A 23,972-nucleotide genomic window follows, 5' to 3' on the forward strand; every position below is an offset into this window, starting at 1 on the left:
ATCAAACTCTCCATAAAAGTTAAGTTTGAAAGCTCATTTGCTTTGCTAGCGTATCATCCGAAGATGATATCTATTTTGTCTTTGTCACTAACGAAGGTTAGTGACAAAATTTTATTGATTAACGTCTTGCTTGTTCAGTTTTCAAGGTTCATATCTTGCTGTCATCTTAGCGACTTTTAAATCTTATCATCAAACTTCTTTAATGTCAATGTTTTTTTGAAAAAGTTTTTTTAGAAGCTTAACTTTCAACCTTCACACGTTTTCAAAGACATATGATATTTTACAATAATTCCTCCATAAAGGTCAATACTTTTTATGAAATTATTTCATATAATCTAAACACTGTATTCATTAATATACAACTAATCGGCAGATTGTTCAACCTTATATAGTCTGTGGAAGATCATATCACTTTTTGTTTCTACTTGTTCAACTAGAATATATCCTTTACTAATTAGAAATTCAACAAACACTTCTAAGTCGACAGAGTAATTTTTCAATTCTTCTTGCTCATGCATTTCTTGAATTGTCCAATATTCCTTTTTGGACATAACATTGACGATATGGCGAGCTCCATCAGCAATGCGGGAATGAATCAAAAACTCACTAGCCAAAAACAACAGCTCTAATCTTTTCTGGATAGACTCTTCGCTCGTTATTAATTCTTCATATAATTTATAAATTTCTGGATCAATTTGTTTTACTTGTGACCATACAGTTACCTCTGGATATAATCCTTTATCCAATATTGCCAATCGTGCCAAATGATGTAGCGATTCAACAACATGATTGTATGCATCTAAGTAATTGGTTTCTTCTAGACACACTTTCCCCTCTAAATAATGACGAATCAATTTTGCAAATTCGATGCCCATTTTGATGTTTCTTCCATAGAAAGGGAAGTCCTTTAGATTTTGTTTTAAATTGCTCACATATTCATTTCGATCAAATACTATTTTCCCAAACAATATCCAATCAATTAATTTTTTATTGGTACCAACCAGTAACCATTTATGTAGTTGCTTTTCAGTGATAATATGCATAGCTGCTTTTTGATTTTCAAAAGTGTAATGTTTTGTATAAACAGGCACACTGTTCTCTTTTGCAATGACTAAAAGGATCGTATCAAAGGTATCTGTAATCGGACTTACTTTTTCTCTTTTCTCTACTATAATAATCCCTAACGTATTAGGTTGACTTGCACGTTCTTGGTATATTGGACGAAGTAATTGCTCCATTAATATCCTCCTAGAATAAAATCTCTTTCATAATAATTATCTTTCGACAGTTGAAGTTAGATTCCTCTTTGAAGTTTCAATTCGTATTGCCTTACGTTCCTGTTTTTAGTATGCTTTAGAGTAGGAGGCTTGCAAATGAAATCCAATAAGAAACCTTATAAAAGTAAAATTAATAAAATTCGTACATTTGCTTTATCATTGATATTTATTGGCTTTATCATCATGTATGGTGCTATTATCTTTAGAGACCATAAGTGGGCAGCGATGATTTTTATAGCTTTGGGTATGCTTTGTATTATTGCTAGTACGGTTGTTTACGCTTGGATTGGTCTATTATCAACACAAGCTGTTATGGTCGAATGTCCGAATTGTCATAAACATACAAAGATGCTAGGTCGCGTTGATATGTGCATGTTTTGTAATGAGCCTTTAACATTGGACAAGTCATTAGAAGGTAAAGAGTTCAATCAAGATTATAACAATAAAAGAGAAAAACATAAAAAAAATAGTCAAGAATAATAGAATGATTTTTTCGAGGATTTGTGATTTAACTATCTAATTTCAATTTACATCGGAATTTTCTCTATTAAATGCGTCCATCGTATTAGCTTCCAGATCTTTTCGAACTTGCTTGAAAAGTTCCTTTTATAGTTTTCGACGGAGGAACTAGCTTGAATTTGACATGCTTGCGACAACAAGCCTCAAATGTGAACCATAAGATCGTGGCCATTCAAAATAGATAGTTCTATTCAATATATGATTCTATCGCAAAATGTCAACTCTTAAATAGAAGAAGATACAATGCAAAGAGCACAAAATGCTGTTTTAGCAGCAATCTGTGCTCTATTTTTTCATATGATGAAGCTGATGAATCCATGCTCTTGGACAGTCCATTGCTTAAACTATTATTCTTCTGTTTGATTTTCTTTCTTCGCACATTCTGGGCATATTCCGTATACTTCTAATCGATGAGAGTTGACCTTAAAACCGGTCACATGGGCGGCAAGATGTTCTACCTCATCAAGACCAGGATAATGGAAATCTACAATTTTGCCACAGGATTCACAAATGATATGATAATGTTTGCTTGTCACAAAATCGAAACGACTAGCGTTATCACCATATGTCAATTCTCGGACAAGACCTGCTTCACGAAAAACGCGTAAATTATTATATACAGTAGCAACACTCATATTAGGAAATCTATGTTCTAATGCTTTATATATATCGTCAGCCGTAGGATGTGACATTGATTCGATCAAATACTCAAGAATCGCATGACGTTGAGGAGTAATCCTTACGCCAGTTTTCTTTAGCGTGTCGAGTGCGTTTTTTAAATGTAGTTCAGACATCGCCATGCACCTCACTTCATAAATATTATTTATTTATAATCGTTATAATTAGTTTACTTAATAAGTAGTGCAAATGTCAACAATTCTAGCCGTTATTGCGGTTTTCTGTTCATTTATAGGCAGTAAGCACCCCATTGGATGAGGGTTTCAATCTATATGCTATCAAGGTGAATTTCCTTTATAATCCAATGAAATTCACTATGTAAAAACATCTGCCTTCTTCATTGAATTCTCAATTAAATGACGATAATGATAGTTGTTTATTTACAATTTGCTTCACATTCGCCAAAAGGAATACTTGTTACCTTAAAATTTTGAATATTTTGTAAAATAAAAGAAGGCAGTGAAAGTTAAAGAACCCCCACTCCCCACTGATAAAAAATTCATTTATCATTATTTTGGCAACTCTATTTTTATTTTTCACAAATCAAGTAAGAATTGTTTGTTGGCAAAAATACCTACTAATACAGATTTCTCTATCCTTCCTTTATCATTCCCGATAAAGTGAAACTCCATCAGTGGGGATTTTCTTCATCCCCCACTGAAATAGAGAAACTCAGGTTAAAAGTTGTTCCCCCATCTCTCTTCTTCGTTTCTCTCTAAATCTTGAGATGTGGATCTTACTGCCTGTTTAAGCGGGGTAAACTATTCTTCTTTATCACGAAGATAGTTTAATACTTCCTCAATATGGTTTTTGACGCGTACTTTACGCCATTCTTTTTCTATAATTCCCTCTTTGTTGATCAAAAATGTAGAACGTTCAATCCCCATATATTCTTTACCATACATTTTCTTCAGCTTCCAAACGCCATAAGACTCTGCTACTTTGTGATCTATATCTACAAGTAAAGAAAAAGGTAGTCCATGTTTTTCGATAAATTTTACATGTTTACTCTCGTCATCAGGACTTACACCTAAAATCACTGCGTCCAAATCTGAAAAATCTTTATGCGCATCACGAAAACCACACGCCTCTGTTGTACAGCCAGGTGTTAAATCTTTAGGATAAAAATAGAGTACGACTGATTTTTTCCCCTTATAATCAGATAAAGAAACCGGCTCCCCTTTTTCATTGTGTAATGAAAATACTGGTGCTTGTGTACCTTCCAACATTGTCATGTTAACTCCTCCATTTCATATACTTTCTATATTGTAACAATTTATTTGGCACTTTGTAGAATAATTGACTACAATAAAGTGAAGCTTCCATCAGTGGGGGTTTTCTTCATTCCCCACTGAAATAGAGGAACGAAAGTGAAAAGCGTCACGTCCTGTGGCGACACTTGAGTGACCAACATCTTGCCCGCTCAAACCATCGGGCGCATGCGGCAGTTGATCCCCCACCTATCTTTCTCGTTTCTCTCTAAACCTTGTGGTGGAGGTCTTACTGCCCGTTAACACGGGATAAAAAGATACAAACCTATGTAATAAAGTGAAACTTCATCCAGTGGAGAATTTTCTCCATCCTCACTGGATGATCATTGAAACAATCTTACATTACAGGCAGTTACCTATTTATCTTCTTGCCTTTTCCATGTATCTTTGAAATGGGAGCTTATTACCCGCTAGTGCGGAATAAAGTAAAGCTTCCATCAGTGGGGTTTCCTCATCCCCCACTGATGGTTAGCTGAACCAATCGGGCGCATGCGTCAGTTGATCCCCACCTCTCTTTCTTGTTTCTCTCTAAACCTTGAGGTGGGGGTCTACTGCCCGTTAACACGGGATAAAGTAAAACTTTCCCCAGCGGAAATTTTCATCACTAGGTGTTAGGTGAACTAATCAAGCTTTTATAACAAGCTAAACCTTCACTTATTGTCTGCTTGTTTCTTGCATCTTAAAGTGGAAACTTATTGGCTGATAGTGCTACGGGATCAATTACGCCTCCAGTTAACCGGCGTCCGGATTTTTTTCGAACTTGCTCGAAAAATTCCTCTTCAAAATCCGTGACATCCACCGGAGACTTTATCATTAAATTGAATATAAAACATAGAAAGTGAGGTTACCCATTTTCATATGAAATTAGGTGCCCGAATATTAAAAACAGGAGTTGCCATTGTATTGGCTTTATTTGTAGCTAAAGCATTACATTGTCCATCTCCAATATTTGCAGGAATCGCTGCTATTTTCGCATTGCAGCCTTCCCTTTATCGTTCTTATCGAACAATTATCGAACAATTACAAGGAAATCTGATTGGTGCAGTCGTCGCTGTTACATTCGGCTCTATTTTTGGTCATGAGTATGTAGCTGTTGGATTAGCAGCTATTGTTACATTATCGATTATGATTAAATTTAAACTTGAAGATAGCATCTCGCTAGCCCTTGTTACTATGATTGTTATTATGGAAGTTCAAGGCGAGCAATTTATTATGTTTGGTCTTATTCGCTTTGCTACCATAATGATAGGTGTATTAGCCGCCTTTGTGGTGAATCTCCTATTCTTGCCGCCCAGATATGAAACACGACTTTTTACATCTATCAATATTTTACAAGACGATATCATTCGATGGATTCGCTTGGCTGTCCGTCAAGCTTCAGAGCATACTTCTACAAAGCAATCATTGAGAGCATTGAAGCAGCGTTACGAACGCATCAATACTTTATATCATCTATATAAAGAAGAGCGTGCATATTTTGGCAAAAAGAAATATATAAAAGCACGTAAATTAGTCGTCTATCGACAAATGATTTTAACGACGAAAAAAAGCATTGAAGTATTAAACCGTCTGCATTTGCACGAAAATGAAATGACCAATTTACCAGAACGTTTTCGGATTATGATTCAAGAACGATTAGATTATTTGTTAACTTATCATGAACAGTTGTTTTTAAAATATACAGGAAAACTTAAACCCGAGCATATCACGTGGGTAGGGCAAGAAGAATATCTACAGCGTAATGAGGTTATGGATATATTCGCCGAACACATTGTCTTAGCACATGCAGATGAAAATGAAGAAGAATTTTCAAGCTATCATCTGTTGCATATTCTTTCTCGCATTTTAGATTATGAAGAAAACCTTGAACATCTCGACACACTGATCATGGCTTATCAGAATCACCATTCACACGAGCTCTTAAAAGTAGAAATAGAAGACCGAACTATGTAATATCAATAAAGTGAAGCTTCCATCAGTGGGGGTTTTCTTCATCCTCCACTAAAATAGAGGAACTCAGGTTAAAAGCGCCACGTCCTTGGCAACACCTGAGTGACCAACATCTTGTTGGCCCAAACCAATCGGGCACATGCGGCAGTTGATCCCCCCACCTATTTTTCTCGTTTCTCTCTAAACCTTGAGGTAGGGGTCTTACTGCCCGTTAACGCGGGATAAAAATCTTTTGAAAAACCGCAATATATCTTTCTGGTCAAAGATATTGCGGTTTTTTTCTTAATTTTTCATTTTAGGATCGAGTGCATCACGCAATCCATCTCCCATCAGATTGAAGCCTAAAACAGTAAGCATAATAGCTAAACCAGGAAAAATCATCGTCCACGGGGCATTAACTAAGTATACTCTAGCATCTGACAACATTTTTCCCCATTCTGGAGTTGGTGCTTGTGCGCCTAGACCAAGAAATCCTAACCCAGCTGCTTCAATAATCGCAGAAGCAATGGCAAGAGTCCCTTGTACAATAACGGGCGTCATTGAGTTAGGGAGTATATGTCTAAAAAGAATGCGAAAGTCATTCATCCCAATTGCTTTCGCTGACATAATATATTCTTCTTGTTTAATACTCAATACTTTGGAACGAATAAGGCGTCCAAAGTTCGGTACATTGATAATGGCAATTGCGATGAGTGCATTTTGTAAAGAAGGTCCTAAAACTGCTACAATTGAAATAGCTAGTAAAATACTTGGAAAAGCTAATAAAATATCAAATAATCGAGAAATAATTGTATCTACCCAGCGACCATAATAACCTGCTACAATCCCTAAAATACTTCCTACAATCACTGAACCAATGACAGATGAGAAACCAACCCATAGCGAAACTCGTGCACCATATACGACACGAGAGAATATATCTCGTCCAAAGTCATCTGTACCGAACCAATGCTTAGCTGATGGCGCCATTAAGCGTTCACTTAAATTTTGTTCGTTCACCCCTTGTGGAGCAATCCATGATCCAAAGATAGCTAATATGATGAAGAACGCCACAATACCTGCTCCAACTACAGCAGCTTTGCTTTTCTTAAAGTTGTGCCAAGCTTCTTTCCATGGTCCAACTTCCTTATGAGTTGTTAAATTCTCTGTCGTATTCGCAACAACTTCAGACATATTGGACTCCCCCTTATTTATACTTAATTCTTGGATCAATAACACTATATAAAATATCAACGATTAAATTTATCATGACGAAGATAAATGCAATGATTAAAATCCCTGATTGTATAACAGGATAATCACGGAAACTGATTGCGTCATACACATAGCGACCAATTCCAGGCCAGCTGAAAATGGTTTCTGTAAGAATAGCGCCACCGAGCAATAGCCCCATTTGTAAACCAATAACCGTTAATACAGGAATGATAGCGTTTTTTAATGCATGTTTATAAATAACGATAAACATCTTTTGACCTTTTGCACGAGCTGTACGTACATAGTCAGATCGCATAACTTCGAGCATACTAGAACGGGTCATTCGAGCAATAATCGCCATCGGTATCGTCGCCAGTGCAAAAGCTGGTAATATCAAATGTTTTAACACAACGATTAATTGATCAAATCTCCCTTGAATGATTGTGTCCAGTATGTACAAATGCGTTATTGCCGTAACAGGATCTCTTGTATCTTCTCTCCCAGTAGTGGGTAGCCAATCAAGTTGAGTGCCAAAGGTCCATTGTCCCATTAAACCTAACCAAAAAATAGGAACTGACACCCCTACTAATGCAAAAACCATTGCCGTATAGTCAAACCATGAATTTTGAAACCAAGCTGAAATGATCCCTGCATTGACACCTATTACAATTGCTAGAATCATTGCGAATAATGAAAGTTCCAAAGTAGCAGCCAAATAAGACCAAATCTCAGTAGATACCGGAACCTTTGTACGCATAGATTCACCTAGATCACCTGTTAATAAACCGCCTAAATAATGAAAGTATTGAATATACCATGGATTATCTAATCCTAGATTTGCACGCAACGCCGCGACTGCCTCTTTAGTGGCCTGTTGCCCTAAGATTACTTTCGCGGGATCACCAGGAATTGCACGGATGATCATAAATACTATAAAAGTCATTCCAAGCAAAACGGGAATCAACTGTAATAATCGTTTGCCGATATAGTGAAGCATTCTTCTTCACCTCTCCATCCTGTATTAGCTAAAAATATGCCCCTGCCCTAAAGCAGGGGCCTCCATTTCTTCTATTTAATGTCTACGTTATTAAATTTATCAGTGCCCGTTGGATGAGCAACGAATCCTTGAATAGTGCTCTTACCAGCTAATAGTGGAGTTGAATGAGCAAGTGGTACCCATGGTGCATCTTTAGAAATAATCACCTGTGCTTTTTTGTAAAGATCATTACGCTTATCTTCATTTGTCTCTGATTGAGCAGTTGCTAACAATTTGTGAACTTCTGCATTTTTATAATAAGCATAGTTGTTAGAACCAATCGTTGTTTCATCTAATAATGTGAACAGGAAGTTATCGGCATCACCATTATCACCTGTCCATCCCATCAAGAATGCATCTGCTTCTCCGTTCGTTAGTTTTTCAAGATAAGTAGCCCATTCATATGAAACGATTTTTGATTGAATCCCGACATCAGCTAAATTCTTTTGAATAGCTTCGGCAATTTTTTGACCATCAGGCATATATGGACGTGCTACTGGCATTGCCCAAAGTTCAATTTTTTTACCATCATAACCTGCTTCTTTCAATAGTTGTTTGGCTTTCTCTGGATCATAATCATAACCTTTTACATCATCGTTATAACCTTCAATAACAGGAGGCATTGGATTTTTGGCAACCTCAGCTTGACCATTGTAAAACGCTTTGATAATTGCCTCTTTATCAATTGCATAGTTTACAGCTTGGCGGACTTTTACGTTATCGAACGGAGGACGAGTTGATGTTAATCCTAGATAGCCAACATTCATAGATGGTCGTTTCAATAATTGAAGATTACTATCATCTTCAATCGTTTTTGCGTCTGTTGGGTTGATACCATCAGCTAAATCGATTTCGCCCGTTTTTAAAGCGTTAAGTCGAGCAGAATTATCTGTAATGGATTTGAATATTAATTTATCTAACTTAGGCTGACCCTTTTGCCAATAATCTTTATTTTTCTCAATAGTTACTGAATCATTGCGTTTCCAAGAAACAAATTTAAAAGGACCTGTCCCAACTGGGTTATCACCAAATTTGTCTCCTTCTTTTTCAAATGCGGTTGGAGAAGCAATCGCAAATGCTGTCATGGCTAAATTTTTGAGGAATGGTGCTTGTGGTTTATTTAATGTAATGACCACCTTGTTGTCACCATCCGCTTTTACCTCTTTAATGATTGCGTTTTTGTCCCCTTTGAAACCGCCAAACATGGATACAAAATACGGAAATTTATCTGCGTTCCCATTCATCCAACGGTCAAAGTTTTTAACTACAGCATCAGCGTTAAAATCTGTACCATCTTGGAACTTAACCCCTTCTTGTAATTCGAAAGTATAGGTAAGTCCATCCTTCGAACCTTCCCATTTTTTCGCTAATCCTGGCTGCAACGAAGTATCTTGTTCACCAAAGTTGATTAATGTTTCGAAAATATTGGTTGTTACTTTAAATGATTCGCCATCTGTTACTACCGCCGGATCAAGTGATACTGAGTCACCGCTACGACCATAGATGAGCGTTTTTCCTCCATTACTATCACTCGATGTTTCTTTCTTATCGCCAGATCCACATCCAGCTAGCACTGTTGAAAATATCAGTACTAAAAACAGACCAAAGGATAATAATTTCCTATTTCTCATAAACATCATTTCCCCCATCTTCTTTTTTATTTATCATTCGCTTGTTCATTGTATAAATGACAAGCTACAGAATGACCATGTTGAGCCTCAGTCAATTGCGGGACTGATTTTGTACAAATATCCATTTTAAACGGACATCTTGTATGGAAAGTGCATCCTTTTGGAGGACTTGAAGGACTTGGAACATCCCCCTCTATTATGATTTGTTGTCTCCTAAAATCCGGATCTGGTATAGGCACAGCAGATAACAAACCTTTTGTATATGGATGTAGTGGATTAGCATATAATTCTTCGCTTTCTGATAGCTCAACTATTTTTCCTAAATACATCACGCCAACCCGATCACTAATATGTCGTACAACCCCTAAATCATGGGCGATAAATATATATGTAAGTTTTAATTCTTTCTGCAAATCTTGCATTAAGTTTAAAACTTGTGCTTGTATAGATACATCTAATGCAGAAACTGGTTCATCAGCAATAATCAGTTTTGGATTTGTCATTAATGCTCTAGCAATACCGATCCGTTGTCTTTGTCCACCACTGAACTGGTGTGGATATCGTTTGGCATGATCATCACTCAATCCGACAATTTCTAATAATGCCCTCACCCTTTTTTTACGTTCTTTAGCATCGCCAATCCCATGAACAATAAGCGGCTCTTCTAGAATTTGCCCAATAGAATGTCTTGGATTCAGAGAAGCATATGGATCTTGGAAAACCATTTGAATATCACGACGTGCTTTTCTCATTTCAAAAGGAGATAGTTTTGCAAGGTTTTGTCCTTGAAACTCGATTGCTCCTTCTGTTGGTTCTAGCAATCTCATTAGCATTCTCCCCGTAGTAGATTTACCGCAGCCTGATTCTCCTACAATACCAAGCGTTTCTCCTTCATTGACATAAAACGAAACATCATCGACCGCCTTTACTTGCCCCGTGATTTGTCCGAATATGCCTGAACGAATGGGAAAATACTTTTTAAGTCCTTGTACTTTCAACAATGGCTCTGTCATTTGAAGACACCTTCTTTCCCTCATGTAGAAAACACCTTGTTTTATGTGCGTCAGATGTTTGATATAACTTTGGACTTGCTTCTATACATTTTTTTGTGGCAAATTCACAGCGTGCAGCAAAGCGACAGCCCACTTTTATAGAACCCGGTTTCGGTACACTGCCTGTTATGGAATATAATCGATCCTTTTTATGGCGCATATCCGGTACTGATTGAATCAATCCTTGTGTGTAAGGATGTTGAGGGTCTTTAAAAATAACATCGACTGGCCCCTCCTCCACCACTTGTCCACTATACATAACAATAACGCGTTCACACGTTTCAGCCACAACACCTAAATCATGGGTAATCAGCATAACTGCTGTCTTTAAACGTTTATTAAGTTCCTTCATCAGTTGCAGAATTTGAGCTTGAATCGTTACATCAAGAGCTGTTGTTGGTTCATCTGCAATTAATACTTTGGGATCACAAACAAGCGCCATTGCAATCATGACACGTTGCCGCATACCTCCAGATAATTGATGAGGATATTCTTTTAATAATTCCTCTGCTCTTGGTAGACCAACAAGCTTCATCATTTTCGCTGCACGTGCATTTGCCTGTTTTTTTGTCCAATTTTTATGATGGATCAAAATAGCTTCAGTAAGCTGATTGCCAATTGTAAATAATGGGTTGAGCGATGTCATGGGCTCTTGGAATATCATTGCGATATCCTTCCCTCTAACTTTGCGCATCTCTTTTTCCGATAGCTTTGTTAAATCTTTATTATCTAATAAAATCTTTCCACCTGTAATCTTGCCAGGTGGTGAGGGCAAAAGTCCCATAATAGACAAGGAAGTTACACTCTTACCACAACCTGATTCTCCTACAATCCCTAAGATTTCTCCTTCTTTCAAGGAAAAGTCTATATGATCGACCGCAGGGATTTCACCGCCATCAGTAAAAAAGGTTGTTTCTAATGCTTCAACTTTCAGCAATTCTTTACGATCATCCATCCACGGCACCCTCCTTTTCAATATCTAATCATTAAATATTATTAGATTTATCGAAAAATTATTTCTTTTCGATTTATTATAAATATAAAAAATGAGAATGCAATAGAAATTTGGAAAATATGTATCGGCTTTCTTTTTTAACTATATCGAATCATGTAAGGAAATGCTTTACAAAAGCGTTTTCATTCCAAAAAAATATTTTATAATATCAAGCGTGTTGATTATCCAATTTTCCACATAAAATATAGTGTATTCATTGATTTCCGCTACGACTTGCCCGCTTTCCTGCGGGCGAACGCTGAGGGCAACAGGATGTTGGTCACGGAATCGTTGCCACAGTACGTGGCGTTCTTAGATTCCGTTCCTTCAATCGCTACGCTGTGGGGTCTCATCTATTCGCTTTTCCCACGGGACATTGAATTGGCTTCATCGAATCAACACCGCACGAAGGAAATGCGCATGCATTTTCGAGGAGTCGAGCAAGCCGCAACGAAGATCTATATAAAAAAAGTACGAATGCTGTATTAATCAACATTCGTACTTTTTGGCTTGTCACCATATATTAATGGGCAATAAAAACCTTGCTTCAGTCGCAAGGGAGAGAAGGAAAGATGGGGATCAACTACTTATAAAAAATTCAATTGTTCTATTAAACACCTAGTAGAAGATGATGAAAACTTCTAAGTGAGGTTTCACTTTGCACATTCTTACTTCAAAAGCTACAATAACTTCTCTATGTAAGAAAAACTTTTGGCGTTCCTTAAACAATTATTCACATTAGCCTAACTTTTGAATTTGGAACAAATCGTGATAAATCCCCTTTTGATTCATCAATGAATCATGAGTACCTTGCTCCTTCAATTCACCATGATCAATCACAAAAATTTGATCTGCACGTGTAATCGTCGATAGTCGATGCGCCACAATGACTGTTGTACGATTATGTGCAAGCTGATCTAGTGATTCTTGAATCAATGCCTCACTCTCTAAGTCGAGGGCAGATGTAGCCTCATCTAAAATGAGAATTGGCGGATTCTTCAGGAATACTCGAGCAATAGCCACTCGTTGTTTTTGCCCTCCAGAAAGTTTAACACCACGTTCCCCTACCTTTGTTTCATAACCCTCTGGTAATGACATGATGAAGTCATGTGCGTTAGCAGCTTTGGCAGCAGCAATGACTTCTTCGTCTGTTGCATTAGGATCTCCCATTAGAATATTTGCCTTGACCGAGTCACTGAACAATATATTATCCTGTAATACAATTCCGATTTGCGAGCGTAAAGAATAAATGGTTAATTGTCGGACATCTATATTATCGATTTTAACCGCTCCTGTCATGACGTCATAAAAGCGTGGGATTAAGCTTATAATAGTAGATTTTCCACCACCACTCATTCCAACCAATGCCACTGTTTGCCCAGGTGAAATATGAAGATCGATACTTTTTAGAATATCTCTCCCCTTTTCTTCATAGCGAAAAGTCACATTCTCAAAATCAATTTGACCTTTGATGGTAGGTAACGCCTTCGCGTCCTTACTATCCTCAATGTCATATTTTTCATCAAATAATTCAAACATACGATCCATAGATGCTACCGACTGTGTCAATGTAGTCGATGAGTTGACAAGTCTTCTTAATGGGTTATACAAACTGTCTATATATGCTACAAACGCAGCCATTGTTCCAACGGATAAATGCCCATGAATTACTTGATATCCAGCATAGCCCACAACTACAAGTGGCGCGATACCGGTAATCGTATTGACGACTGCAAAAGTTTTGGCGTTCCACTTTGTTTGATTTAATGCTTTGGTTAAAAAGTGGCCGTTCGTTCCATCAAAAATTTGCTGTTCATGCTTTTCTAAAGTAAAGCTTTTAATGATGCTGATCCCTTGTACACGTTCGTGTAAATAGCTTTGAACATCAGCTAAGGCTCTCGAACGCTCTCTTGTTAACTTTCTTAAGCGTCCAAAGAAATAGCGAACACTAATTGCATAAAAAGGAAATGCGACTAGTGAAACGATCGTAAGCTTCACATCAAGCTTCAACATAATGCCGATCGCTATCATAATTGTGCATAGATCAATCCATACATTCATAAGTCCTGTCATAATAAATTCTTTGGTTTGTTCAACATCATTGATCGTTCGAGAAATAACATCGCCTACACGTGTATTGGCATAATAACTTAAACCTAGTTTTTGTAGGTGTCCATACAACTTCTGACGAATATCATAAAGAATCTTGTTACTTACTTTTTGCGCTAAATATTGGCGGTAATATTCAACAGGTGGTCGAATAACAAAGAACAAAATAGTTGTTCCAGCAAGCCAATAAAATAATTCCATCGTTTTCTCATCACTAGTTAAGTGATGAGCATTGATGATATCATCTATCACAATTTTTATCAGTACAGGTGTAAAAAGAGGAATAGCAAATTTCAGGACACCAATAATAAAAGTTAAAAATATTTCTAAGCGATACGGTTTAACGAATTGCAAATAGCGTTTCATACTCTCCAAAATAATCCGGTCCTTTCAAACAAAAAAGCTGCCCTCTAAACCACTTTTGGGCAACTCCTAACAATCTTCGATTAACAGGCGCTGTCACATTAATAAAAATTCATGCGACATTCCTTTCCTACTCATCATTATTTTCATGCAACTGTCTTCGGAACTCATACCGACTTGTCCATGCTTCTATAAAATCAGGAGCAAATGGACCTCTTCTTTGTTGAATCCAGCTTATAAGTTTGTCGACATTCGATTTCAGGATATGATCAATAACAGGTGGATATCCCATGGCCTTTTTATGTTGTTCATATTCATCTTCATCGAGCAGTGTGTAAGACATATCTGGAAATACTTTAACATCTAAATCATAGTCAATATACTTGACTGCATTATGGTCGAACACAAAAGGTGAACTCATATTACAGTAGTAATATACTCCATCTTCTCTTAACATACAAATAATATTAAACCAATGTTCTGCGTGGAAATAGCAAATTGACGGTTCTCTTGTAACCCAAGTACGCCCATCCGATTCAATAACTAATGTTCGTTCGTTTGCACCGATAATGATGTTTTTGGTAGCCTTTAAAACCATGGTCTCCTGCCAAACTCGATGAATATTGCCATTGTGCTTATAGCTATGTATTTGTATGATTTCCCCTTCTGACGGTATTGCCATTAAAAGCCCACCTTTTTTAATAAACACTCCTCTATGAGCGTTCTTTTGTAACATTATAACAATCCCAACGGAAAACGTGTAGCAAAAAATTGGTGAAGGTATATTTCCTTCACCAACTAAGTAATTCATGGATTAAAAATCATTTTATTTGTTTCCGTATTTGCCAGAAGCTTGTTGTTTATTACGTTCAGCTTGTTGGTTTTGGTTTTTTACTGCTTGAACATCTGTTTCAGCACCAAACTCCTCAGTGTTTTGTTGACCAAAACTCCCAGAAGCTTGTTGCTTATTGCTTTCAGCTTGTTGATTTAATTGTCTTACTTCTTGAGCATCTGTTGCTCCTTTGAATTTCTTTGCCATGAGTATCACCTCCACGCAATATAACTTGTGCATCGAGATTTTTTTTATACTCATGATTTGTTAAAGTTTTGTTTAATCGTAGAGGTCATGTCTTTGCAAGCGAAGCATTTTTGTGATTTGATTATGCCATAAGCCTTTCCCTATTTGCACATGCTTATGCTAAATCATATTTTTTAGAAATCATCAAAAAATCGAGCAATTATTTTACAATGCCGTGTGGGAATCGATTTTGCTATACTGCTGTAAAATTTTTTGCATAGGTACAGGTATTGGCAATCGCTGCATTTCTTCCATTGTAAACCATTCACCTTTTTCAAGTTCCCTGCCAGCTTGCTTTGAATTTATCATATAGCTATCCATATTCCACACAAGATGGGAGAAAACATGCTTAAACGAGATCAGTTTTTCACGACTAATAAGCTCCATTTGATAAGTAGTGGCAAGTACAGATTCATTCGTGTGTTCAGCATGACTATTTTGCTCAAGCATTGGAAATTGCCACATGTTTGCGAGCAAACCTTTTTCAGGTCTTTTTTCTAATAAAATTTCCCCATATTCATTTTGTACAACAAATACATCATAATAGAAGCTTTTCGTTTTGATTTTTTTTGTTTTAATAGGAAGTTTTTCTGGATCTCCTTCGTTGAAGGCTGTACAAAATTCTCTTACAGGACAAAGTAAACATTTGGGTGATGTTGGCGTACATACTAATGCACCCAATTCCATTAATCCTTGGTTGAATTCTGATGGGTGTTTTGTATCGATTAGCTCCATTACTGCGTTTTCGAATGTCTTTTTAGTTTTAGGGACTGCAATATCCTCTTCTATTAATAAGACTCGACTTAGTACTCTCATAACATTGCCATCTACTGCATGTTCCGCCTTATTGTAGGCAATACTTAATACTGCACCCGCGGTATATGGACCTACTCCCTTAAGTTTTGAAATTTCAGGACGGTTATCTGGTACTTTCCCTCCATAGGTTTCAACAACTTCACGGACTCCGGCTTGTAAATTGCGTACTCTTGAATAATATCCCAATCCTTCCCATTGTTTTAAAAGCTTTTCTTCTGGAGCGTTTGCCAATGCTTCAGGTGTAGGGAATTCTTTCATAAAACGATTATAATATGGAATCACTGTATCGACTCTTGTTTGTTGAAGCATGACCTCTGAAACCCAGATTTTATAAGGGTCTTTGGTCTTTCTCCATGGTAAATCTCTTTTCTCATCTTGAAACCATTCGACTAATGCTTGTTGAAATTGTTTTTTATATTGGTAATACACAATTTTCTCCTAATTATTTCGATTTTATTTCATATAAAAAGTGGGTATTATAGTGTAAACTATATCTGAAGATACTTTTGTTATTTTTCATTTCTCCCCAAAACATAAGGAGTTGATCATCTTGGATTCAGGCACACACCTTGTTATGGGCATTGCTTTGGGCGGCTTGGCAATGGTCGACCCGGTTGTCGCTAACCATGCACCAACGACTACTGCCGTCATCGCTGGTATGATTGTCGGTTCTCAAGCTCCAGACATCGATACCATTTTAAAATTACGTAGCAATGCTGTTTATATTCGCCATCATAGAGGGATCACTCACTCTATTCCGGCAGTCATTTTATGGCCTATTCTAATAACAGGAGTTCTTTCTATTATATTCCCTGGAGCGAATCTTTTACATCTTTGGCTATGGACATTTTTCGCCGTATTTTTACATGTCTTTGTAGATATCTTCAATGCTTATGGAACACAAGCATTAAGACCATTTTCAAGACAATGGATCGCACTGGGATGGATCAATACATTTGATCCGATTATTTTTGCACTTCATATTATTGCTTTACTGTTTTGGGCTTTTGGTGCTAACCCCGTTCCAACGATGTTTACATTATATGGGGTCATATTTATTTATTATATCATTCGTTATTTGCTTCAAAAATCTGTGAAGCAGGCTGTTTTGAACACAATTCCAGATGCTGAACGTATTATTTTGTCCCCTACATCTCGTTTTTTTCAATATAGAGTAGCGGCAAACTCATCCTTATATCATTATGTTGGACGGGCATATGGGCGTTCCATCACGATTTATGATAAATTTTTAATCGAGCCATTACCAGAATCTCCTGAAATCAAAGCTGTCATGAAGGATCCAAATTTTAAAACATTCGTTTCCTTTTCACCATTATATAGATGGGAAGTTTCAGAAATTGAAGACGATTTAATCGAAGTAAGACTAATCGACTTGAGGTATCGTAGTAATAATCGCTATCCATTCGTTGCAATCGCCCATCTTACACAAGATTATAAAATCGTGAAATCCTTTACCGGCTGGATTTTTAGTGAAGATAAATTGCAAAAAAAATTAGTTATATAAAGTAAAGCTTCTATCAGTGGGGATTTTTCTCACCCCCCACTGATGGTTAGCTAAACCAATCAAGCTTTTACGAGATAAAATTCCAAAAACAACTAAAAATAATATTTCAAATTATAACAATACTAGGGAAATTCACAACACTTCAGTGGAAAAGCAAAAGAGTTAAGTTTCGCATGTTACACTGGTTTGTGTGCATAAAACTAAGTTGTTTATCTGCGAAAAGGAAGTGAATTTCTTCGGCTTTTTTAAATGAAACCTACAAGATTTGAAAACAATACTTTATAAACGCAATCATTTTCTCACTCTGCTTTATTTAATAGATGTGCGTATTTCGGATTGCGTGCAACAAACTTATGCAACTGTGCCCCTCATAGCTTGCGATCCATTGCGAAATGATTTTCTTGGTCATTTCAGCACCACGATACTGATATCCTGCCTTAACCTATGTAGATTCGAAATCTGACCAAAGGCTCAATTCAAACTCGTGCTTTCTCTTCCGAAATAGCTGGATTTTTGGTACTCAATTTGATCACTAATTCATCGATCTTTTGCTCCACTAAAATCCCTTGACAGGAGTCAACATTGAAATAGGTAAAGCTTCTTCATATTGATTTCCTCCTAAACGATATCCCCAAGCATAAACGCCTTTTAAATAGTCGATTTGGAAGAACATTCCTGGATCATTTTCAATTCGATAAATTTCACCCGGTTTGAAATCATCTGGATTTAATAAATAAGCTTGCGCCAATAATGCTTTTCTTTCATAAACGGCAAACTCATTTAAAATACCGAGTTGTTCAGCTTTACGCGCTTTTTCCTTTAATGTTGCAATTATTTCTCGTAATTCAGTTGGTGTCATTTCACTAAATTTTTTATCCATTGTTTCATTCCTTCTGTTCTATATAAGTATCAATTTTTTCAATTGGAAAGCCTTTTTGATAGAGCGCTTGCTTAACGCGCATCTTTAAATGATAATCACTGTATTTATGCGCATACTTGCGCCAAATTTTATCACCCTGTTGCTGTATAATCTCAGCCCATTCCTCATCATCTTTCGACAGTTCAATTTTGTCTAAAACTTGTTCCATAATTGTAAAGGAATATCCTTTTCGCATCAGCAGTTCTTGAACTTTCTGCTTGATCTGGATCGGTGTTTTTTGATGTTCATTGGCAACTATCTTTTCTGCCAGTTGCAAAGCAATCTGTACTTGCTCTTCTTCAGAAAATGATTGTAGAACCTTTTGTTGTAATTTTTTATCAATGCCCTTTTTTTCTAAATCCTTCTGTATGGCACGAGGACCTTTTTTAGCTGTTTTCTTTCTCGTTTCTAACAAAGCTTGCGAGTAGCTTTCATCATTTAAAAAGTTGAGTTTCTTTAATTTTTGCAATGTTTCTTGAATCACTGCTTCTCCAAATTCTAAACCCTTCAACTTTTCATATACTTCGTATTCACTCCGCATTTGATAACTCAAAAAGGATAGTGCCCGATTGAATGCCCTTTGAATTTCATCATCAAAAGCAATCTCATCTACCGCTAAATCATCTAAAATCTTGCCCTTGTTTAGACCATACTGAACTAAAATAGCTTCATCTACACTAAACGCATATTCTTCATTTAGATAAATATTATAACGTTCCTGATTACGTTTTTGACGACTAATTTTTGTGATAATTCGTGGCATCTAATCCCTCCTTTGCTATGCTTAGTATACAACTTTACTATGATAATATCATGTAAAGTACTTACGAATACCTTCACTTAGCTATTGCTTAAAATTGGCAATCTTTTTAATCGGTTCTTATTATATGTTCATAATTGATTTTACATAAACATAAAAAAATTGTTGGAAATAGCTATTAAAAAGAAAACTTTACACAATGTAATTTTCTTCATCCTTCCATTAGAATAGAACGCTGCAAACTTAAAAAATTTAGTAACTCTACTGTATGCCCGCAAAAAGCATCCAGCTGTCTTGAAACTAACGCATATCAACCTGATCTGCATATACTTCAAAGTCCTTTCAAAACTCTCTATACATAAATTCAAAAAAACAACGCAACCTATCAAAAAAGAAAGGTTGGGTTTAATATGATCAAACAGCATGCTACAGGTATTATAATTGCGATGTCTATTATCATCACTGGTATTATTGCAAACCCATTCAGTGCCTCTGCGCAGGAATTTAGTTGGGGATTTAAAAAGGCTCAGAACGAAGTACCACCTGAAGCTGGCGCCAATTTCGACCAATTGCTTGAAAAATACGGAGCCGTCTATAAAGGCAAAAGTGATGATAAAGTAATGTATCTTACCTTCGATTGCGGATATGAGAATGGTTATACCGAATCCATTTTAGATACATTGAAAAAAGAAAATATCCAAGCAACGTTTTTCTTAACTGGGCATTACTTAACAAGTGCCACTCCTTTAGTAAAACGAATGATCAATGAAGGTCATGAAATTGGAAATCATTCTGATAAACATCCAAATATGGCTAGACTTACAAAACAACAAATGCTCGATGAATGGCAAAGATTTGACAAAAAACTAGCTGAACTTACTGATGTTGAAAGAACAGTTTATGCAAGACCTCCCGAAGGTGTTTTCAGTGAAGAATTACTCAAAGCGGGTCAAGAAGCAGGCTATCGCCATATTTTCTGGTCTGTTGCATTTAAAGATTGGATAAAAGATAAACCTCAAGGCTGGCAATATGCATACGACAACTTAATGTCGCAAATTCATCCAGGAGCAATTATTCTTATGCATACAGTATCCCCTGATAATGCTGCAGCACTTCCAAAGTTTATCAAAGATGCGGAGAAAAAGGGCTATCGATTCGATTCCATTAATAATCTTGTTAACGATACATCTTTTTTCGCTAATGGCGAAAAGGCAAGCTGATGATTGATCCTTCCCTTACACGACACCGTTCGCTATAATGATAAGATGAAGTGAAAAGGACGTGTAAGTTTTGGCACAACAACCTACGATGACATTGGGACAAAAAATTCCACTTTCAATCAAAAAACTCGGCATCAACGGAGAAGGGATCGGTTACTATAAACGCAATGTCGTATTTGTAAAGGGAGCCCTTCCCGGAGAAGAAATTTATGCTGAACTCATAAAGGTTAACCGTAACTTTGCAGAAGCAAAAATAGTCAAGATCCATAAAAAATCAAAAGTTCGACAAATACCCCCATGCCAAATTTACGATGAATGCGGAGGATGTCAATTACAGCATATGACCTATTCATACCAGCTTACAGCTAAGCGTGATGTCATTGTTCAAGCCTTGCATAAATACGTGAAATCAGAAGCAAAACATATTCCGATTCGTCCAACAATTGGTATGGAAAATCCTTGGCGTTACCGAAATAAGAGCCAATTTCAAGTTCGAAAACCCAGCAAGCATGTACTGGCTGGTCTTTATTCGGAAAATAGCCATAAATTATTGGACATCGATGAATGTCTCGTACAATTTCCAATCACCACGAAAATCACAAATGCAACAAAAAAGATAATCGACGATTTGAATATTCCAATATATAATGATCATTCTATGAAGGGAATTATTCGAACAATTGTTGTACGTGCTGGTATTCGAACTGGGGAAGTCCAACTAGTCCTTATTACCACACGCAAGGACTTTCCTAAAAAAGAACTACTTATTGAAAAATTAAAGCAAATAAATCCAGCAATTGTTTCTATTGTCCAAAATATCAATGAAGATAAGACCTCACTTATTTTTGGAAATCGCTCCATTATTCTTGCAGGCAAAGAGACCATCCATGAGCAGCTTGGAGAATTGGCCTTTGATTTATCAGCTCGTGCATTCTTTCAATTGAATCCACAGCAAACTGTTCATCTTTACAATCAAATCAAAAAGGCCGCCGCTTTGACAGGAAAAGAAACCATAGTGGATGCCTATTGTGGTGTTGGAACAATTGGATTATGGCTTGCCAAAGATGCGAAAGAAGTACGTGGGATGGATATTATTCCTGAAAGTATCCATGATGCAAAGGAAAATGCGAAAAAATATGGCTTTAAACATACCACATATGTAACTGGCACAGCTGAAAAATGGTTAGATATTTGGCAAAAAGAGGGATTTATTCCGGACGTATTAACAGTCGATCCTCCTCGTACAGGCTTGGCACCTAGCCTTATCAAAACCATTTTAAAAGTAAAGCCCAAAAAAGTTGTGTATACTTCATGTAATCCATCTACATTGGCAAAAGATTTACAATTATTGACTTCAAATTATCATGTTGATTATATACAACCGGTTGATATGTTCCCTCAAACAGCACATGTGGAATCCGTATCATTATTAACCTTAAAATAAGAAAAATTAGAAAGAGCACAGAATGTTGATCAAACAACATTCTATGCTCTATTTTTATAGCGAAGATAGCACTTACTCTCCCTATGCTAATCACTAACAATCCCTTTAATCTTATTGAATATGCTCTTTTTGTATAGTTTGGCTACGACCGAAAATCCAACTAATCAAAAATATAATAAGCAAAACAGTTGATATCAGTAATAGGAAACTTACATGATGAACATATTGCAAATATAATCCACCAAGAAGAGGTCCCGTTAAACTACCTGTACTAAAGAAAATACTACATATTAAATTTCCAGTTGGAAGCAATTCTTTTGGTGTTAAATCACTCATATATGAAATGCTAAGTGAAAACATGGAGCCACAACACATTCCGGCTAAACAAAAACATACAGCCACTAATATCTCGAACGATTCCACTAAACTACCTAAACCGAAAAAAATTCCTCCACCTAGTAAAATAGACAAAGCAATTTTCCTACGCCCAATTTTGTCTCCTAATGCACCAAGGGGAATTTGCGTAATAATCCCGCCAATTGAAAAAGCAGCTAAGGTAAAAGAAACCATTGAAACCGCAAAATGATTTCGCAAAGCATATACAGGAAACAATGAATTCAAAGTAGACTCTAAAAATCCATAGCAAAGTGAAGGTAAACAAGCTACCCAAGCGTATTTTAAGGTTACCGCATAACGTTTCAGCATATTATTTTCAACACTTTTGGTATGTATAGATTCTGGCCTTTCGTTTTTCAAAAAGAAAACAAGAGACCACGCTGATAGACAAAGAAGTGAAGAAAGGATAAATGGCAATGCTTCGGAAATCTTCGTCAATGGAACGATCAATGGACCGATAGCAAATCCTATTCCAAATGACAATCCATATATGGCAATATTTTTGCCAAGTCGATACTCTGGTGAAGAACTTGTAATCCACGTTTGTGTTGAATAATGAAGTAAATGATCACCAATCCCTATTAACAGGCGAAGGATAAACCAAAATAATACATTTTTCCACAAAGGGAAGAACAACAATGCTAGAAAGACTACAGCTCCACCACCTAAAATGAGGGGTTTGTACCCAAATTTTCGTAATGGCTGCTCGATAAAGGGGGATATGATCAATGTTCCAATATAAAGTCCTGTGGCATTTAAACCATTCAGTGATGAAGAAACGCCATCTTGTTCAAAAATAACAGATATGAGGGGCATCAGCATTCCCTGTGAAATTCCTGAGATCGATACAATAATCACTAAAATCAAAAATCTCTGTTGCCCTACACGATGACTAAGTTCCACGGCTGCCTCCAAATTACTTATTATGTATTTTGATACTTGTATCATCTTATCATAATCTCACATGACATGTGAATTGTTTTCAAACGCATAAAAAGACTCAGCCCACATAATGAATTGATTGTGTACTGAGTCTATCAATAAATACTTATGATCATACGATGTTACATTAAACTCATTATCGGTCTAGCACGAACCGAGAATCCGTTTAACTCCCTCCCTTCAAATTGCGAGTCTATAGGCGCCTACTTCTTTCCCATTTGTAGCAGAAAATCATTCTATACATTCTAATAAACTGCTTCTAAATTAGAAAATATTATTTGTCAGAATCCGCCTCCAATTTTTTGAAAATTTAGAACATTCCTAATTTTTAATTATGGAACATGCTACATTGATGGGTCAAGAGGCCTTCTCCTACGAATGAATGATTACTTCAGTAATTACGCCCTTTTCCTCCTTTCTTTTAGGTTAATATCATGTTAACACCATATATTAATTTTGTAAATTTTCTTAACTTATCAAAAACTAAAACATATCTTTTGACCTATAATTTTGCATTTACAATTGAAAAAATTAATAAAATCATATACGATGATGAAGACGAAATGAGGTGTAACAATGAGCAAGTCAATTACAGATAAAGAACAACAAGTCAAATATTTAAAGGAACGTCTGCAAATTTTTGTGGAAGTATTAGATGCTATTGATCCCAAAACTGCAGATTTACAAGATATCGATCGCCTTATTGATATGATGAACGATATAGAAGAAAAAATGGAGCAGTTTAAAAATCGCCCTGAAATGGAAATCTAAAATAATTGCTATCTTTCTTAAATATTC

Annotated in this window: 23 protein-coding genes; 6 read left to right on the top strand and 17 right to left on the bottom strand. The window is 36.4% G+C overall.

All coding sequences use genetic code 11. From position 1 onward, the window contains the following. Nucleotides 1-362: 362 nt before the first annotated feature. Nucleotides 363-1,238, bottom strand: coding sequence for a nucleotidyltransferase-like protein (locus FEU33_RS13420; protein ID WP_146550006.1), 876 nt, complete (start codon nt 1,236-1,238; stop codon nt 363-365). A gap of 135 nt (nt 1,239-1,373) precedes the next feature. On the opposite strand from FEU33_RS13420, the gene FEU33_RS13425 reads away from it, so the two are divergent. Continuing rightward, nucleotides 1,374-1,757: a YgzB family protein gene (locus FEU33_RS13425; RefSeq protein ID WP_146550007.1), complete on the top strand. Its 384-nt coding sequence runs from the start codon at nt 1,374-1,376 to the stop codon at nt 1,755-1,757. Nucleotides 1,758-2,143: 386 nt separating this feature from the next. Here the strand turns inward: FEU33_RS13425 and perR are convergent, their stop codons facing one another. From perR to FEU33_RS19315, 3 genes are all read right to left on the bottom strand, one after another. Further along, entirely contained in the window at nt 2,144-2,590 is a 447-nt protein-coding gene (perR, locus tag FEU33_RS13430) for a peroxide-responsive transcriptional repressor PerR (RefSeq protein WP_146550008.1), read from the bottom strand. Between the two features lie 645 nt (nt 2,591-3,235). Next, a complete protein-coding gene (gene bcp, locus FEU33_RS13435; protein ID WP_146550009.1) occupies nt 3,236-3,709 on the bottom strand; it encodes a thioredoxin-dependent thiol peroxidase in 474 nt (157 codons plus the stop codon). Between the two features lie 90 nt (nt 3,710-3,799). Beyond that, on the bottom strand, nt 3,800-3,934 hold the full coding sequence (locus tag FEU33_RS19315; RefSeq protein ID WP_280524861.1) for a hypothetical protein: 135 nt from the start codon (nt 3,932-3,934) through the stop codon (nt 3,800-3,802). Between the two features lie 669 nt (nt 3,935-4,603). Between FEU33_RS19315 and FEU33_RS13440 the strand changes: the two genes are divergently transcribed. After that, entirely contained in the window at nt 4,604-5,698 is a 1,095-nt protein-coding gene (locus tag FEU33_RS13440; RefSeq protein WP_146550010.1) for an FUSC family protein, read from the top strand. Between the two features lie 279 nt (nt 5,699-5,977). Here FEU33_RS13440 and FEU33_RS13445 read toward each other — a convergent pair whose 3' ends face one another. The 9 genes from FEU33_RS13445 to mutY form a co-directional block, all read right to left on the bottom strand. Further along, nucleotides 5,978-6,868, bottom strand: a complete 891-nt coding sequence (locus FEU33_RS13445) for an ABC transporter permease (protein ID WP_146550011.1) — start codon at nt 6,866-6,868, stop codon at nt 5,978-5,980. Nucleotides 6,869-6,881: 13 nt separating this feature from the next. Next, on the bottom strand, nt 6,882-7,886 hold the full coding sequence (locus FEU33_RS13450) for an ABC transporter permease (RefSeq protein WP_146550012.1): 1,005 nt from the start codon (nt 7,884-7,886) through the stop codon (nt 6,882-6,884). A gap of 71 nt (nt 7,887-7,957) precedes the next feature. Next, the gene (locus tag FEU33_RS13455) at nt 7,958-9,556 is read right to left on the bottom strand and encodes an ABC transporter substrate-binding protein (RefSeq protein WP_146550013.1); all 1,599 of its coding nucleotides are present in this window, start codon (nt 9,554-9,556) and stop codon (nt 7,958-7,960) included. A 26-nt stretch (nt 9,557-9,582) separates the two neighbouring features. Continuing rightward, nucleotides 9,583-10,569: an ABC transporter ATP-binding protein gene (locus FEU33_RS13460; protein ID WP_146550014.1), complete on the bottom strand. Its 987-nt coding sequence runs from the start codon at nt 10,567-10,569 to the stop codon at nt 9,583-9,585. Beyond that, complete coding sequence (locus tag FEU33_RS13465; protein ID WP_146550015.1) at nt 10,535-11,563, bottom strand: ABC transporter ATP-binding protein; 1,029 nt, start codon at nt 11,561-11,563, stop codon at nt 10,535-10,537. Before FEU33_RS13465 ends, FEU33_RS13460 begins: the two co-directional genes overlap by 35 nt. 777 nt (nt 11,564-12,340) lie before the next feature. Beyond that, a complete protein-coding gene (locus tag FEU33_RS13470; protein ID WP_186731425.1) occupies nt 12,341-14,077 on the bottom strand; it encodes an ABC transporter ATP-binding protein in 1,737 nt (578 codons plus the stop codon). 127 nt (nt 14,078-14,204) lie between these two features. Then, nucleotides 14,205-14,756: a nucleoside tri-diphosphate phosphatase gene (gene ntdP / locus FEU33_RS13475; protein WP_146550017.1), complete on the bottom strand. Its 552-nt coding sequence runs from the start codon at nt 14,754-14,756 to the stop codon at nt 14,205-14,207. Between the two features lie 144 nt (nt 14,757-14,900). Further along, entirely contained in the window at nt 14,901-15,113 is a 213-nt protein-coding gene (locus FEU33_RS13480; RefSeq protein ID WP_146550018.1) for a gamma-type small acid-soluble spore protein, read from the bottom strand. 204 nt (nt 15,114-15,317) lie between these two features. Then, nucleotides 15,318-16,397 (bottom strand): A/G-specific adenine glycosylase, encoded by a 1,080-nt coding sequence (gene mutY, locus FEU33_RS13485; protein WP_146550019.1) that lies wholly within the window; start codon nt 16,395-16,397, stop codon nt 15,318-15,320. Between the two features lie 121 nt (nt 16,398-16,518). On the opposite strand from mutY, the gene FEU33_RS13490 reads away from it, so the two are divergent. After that, nucleotides 16,519-17,493 (top strand): metal-dependent hydrolase, encoded by a 975-nt coding sequence (locus FEU33_RS13490; RefSeq protein WP_146550020.1) that lies wholly within the window; start codon nt 16,519-16,521, stop codon nt 17,491-17,493. 313 nt (nt 17,494-17,806) lie between these two features. Here the strand turns inward: FEU33_RS13490 and FEU33_RS19435 are convergent, their stop codons facing one another. The 3 genes from FEU33_RS19435 to recX all read right to left on the bottom strand — a co-directional run bounded on the left by FEU33_RS19435 (nt 17,807) and on the right by recX (nt 19,175). After that, nucleotides 17,807-17,902 (bottom strand): hypothetical protein, encoded by a 96-nt coding sequence (locus FEU33_RS19435; protein ID WP_425328613.1) that lies wholly within the window; start codon nt 17,900-17,902, stop codon nt 17,807-17,809. A 147-nt stretch (nt 17,903-18,049) separates the two neighbouring features. Further along, a complete protein-coding gene (locus FEU33_RS13500) occupies nt 18,050-18,373 on the bottom strand; it encodes a YfhH family protein (RefSeq protein WP_243881194.1) in 324 nt (107 codons plus the stop codon). 4 nt (nt 18,374-18,377) lie between these two features. Continuing rightward, nucleotides 18,378-19,175 carry a recombination regulator RecX gene (gene recX / locus FEU33_RS13505; RefSeq protein ID WP_146550021.1) on the bottom strand — a complete coding sequence of 266 codons (798 nt, stop codon included), beginning with the start codon at nt 19,173-19,175 and terminating at the stop codon, nt 18,378-18,380. Nucleotides 19,176-19,582: 407 nt separating this feature from the next. Here recX and FEU33_RS13510 point away from each other — a divergent pair, with 407 nt between their 5' ends. Both FEU33_RS13510 and rlmD read left to right on the top strand, forming a co-directional pair. Next, nucleotides 19,583-20,392, top strand: coding sequence for a polysaccharide deacetylase family protein (locus FEU33_RS13510; protein ID WP_146550022.1), 810 nt, complete (start codon nt 19,583-19,585; stop codon nt 20,390-20,392). 70 nt (nt 20,393-20,462) lie between these two features. After that, nucleotides 20,463-21,836: a 23S rRNA (uracil(1939)-C(5))-methyltransferase RlmD gene (gene rlmD / locus FEU33_RS13515; RefSeq protein ID WP_186731426.1), complete on the top strand. Its 1,374-nt coding sequence runs from the start codon at nt 20,463-20,465 to the stop codon at nt 21,834-21,836. A 111-nt stretch (nt 21,837-21,947) separates the two neighbouring features. Here rlmD and FEU33_RS13520 read toward each other — a convergent pair whose 3' ends face one another. Beyond that, a complete protein-coding gene (locus FEU33_RS13520; RefSeq protein ID WP_244951052.1) occupies nt 21,948-23,135 on the bottom strand; it encodes an MFS transporter in 1,188 nt (395 codons plus the stop codon). Between the two features lie 615 nt (nt 23,136-23,750). Here FEU33_RS13520 and FEU33_RS13530 point away from each other — a divergent pair. After that, nucleotides 23,751-23,945 (top strand): SE1561 family protein, encoded by a 195-nt coding sequence (locus FEU33_RS13530; RefSeq protein ID WP_146550024.1) that lies wholly within the window; start codon nt 23,751-23,753, stop codon nt 23,943-23,945. Nucleotides 23,946-23,972 lie beyond the last annotated feature (27 nt).

It is taken from the genome of Rummeliibacillus suwonensis (assembly GCF_007896435.1).
Lineage (GTDB): Bacteria > Bacillota > Bacilli > Bacillales_A > Planococcaceae > Rummeliibacillus > Rummeliibacillus suwonensis.

Coding starts and splice junctions, on each gene's coding strand:
- FEU33_RS13420 (WP_146550006.1), bottom strand. CDS start 1,238: ATGGAGCAATTACTTCGTCCAATATACCAAGAACGTGCAAGTCAACCT.
- FEU33_RS13425 (WP_146550007.1), top strand. CDS start 1,374: ATGAAATCCAATAAGAAACCTTATAAAAGTAAAATTAATAAAATTCGT.
- perR (WP_146550008.1), bottom strand. CDS start 2,590: ATGTCTGAACTACATTTAAAAAACGCACTCGACACGCTAAAGAAAACT.
- bcp (WP_146550009.1), bottom strand. CDS start 3,709: ATGACAATGTTGGAAGGTACACAAGCACCAGTATTTTCATTACACAAT.
- FEU33_RS13440 (WP_146550010.1), top strand. CDS start 4,604: ATGAAATTAGGTGCCCGAATATTAAAAACAGGAGTTGCCATTGTATTG.
- FEU33_RS13445 (WP_146550011.1), bottom strand. CDS start 6,868: ATGTCTGAAGTTGTTGCGAATACGACAGAGAATTTAACAACTCATAAG.
- FEU33_RS13450 (WP_146550012.1), bottom strand. CDS start 7,886: ATGCTTCACTATATCGGCAAACGATTATTACAGTTGATTCCCGTTTTG.
- FEU33_RS13455 (WP_146550013.1), bottom strand. CDS start 9,556: ATGAGAAATAGGAAATTATTATCCTTTGGTCTGTTTTTAGTACTGATA.
- FEU33_RS13460 (WP_146550014.1), bottom strand. CDS start 10,569: ATGACAGAGCCATTGTTGAAAGTACAAGGACTTAAAAAGTATTTTCCC.
- FEU33_RS13465 (WP_146550015.1), bottom strand. CDS start 11,563: ATGGATGATCGTAAAGAATTGCTGAAAGTTGAAGCATTAGAAACAACC.
- FEU33_RS13470 (WP_186731425.1), bottom strand. CDS start 14,077: ATGAAACGCTATTTGCAATTCGTTAAACCGTATCGCTTAGAAATATTT.
- ntdP (WP_146550017.1), bottom strand. CDS start 14,756: ATGGCAATACCGTCAGAAGGGGAAATCATACAAATACATAGCTATAAG.
- FEU33_RS13480 (WP_146550018.1), bottom strand. CDS start 15,113: ATGGCAAAGAAATTCAAAGGAGCAACAGATGCTCAAGAAGTAAGACAA.
- FEU33_RS19435 (WP_425328613.1), bottom strand. CDS start 17,902: ATGACCAAGAAAATCATTTCGCAATGGATCGCAAGCTATGAGGGGCAC.
- FEU33_RS13500 (WP_243881194.1), bottom strand. CDS start 18,373: ATGGATAAAAAATTTAGTGAAATGACACCAACTGAATTACGAGAAATA.
- recX (WP_146550021.1), bottom strand. CDS start 19,175: ATGCCACGAATTATCACAAAAATTAGTCGTCAAAAACGTAATCAGGAA.
- FEU33_RS13510 (WP_146550022.1), top strand. CDS start 19,583: ATGATCAAACAGCATGCTACAGGTATTATAATTGCGATGTCTATTATC.
- FEU33_RS13530 (WP_146550024.1), top strand. CDS start 23,751: ATGAGCAAGTCAATTACAGATAAAGAACAACAAGTCAAATATTTAAAG.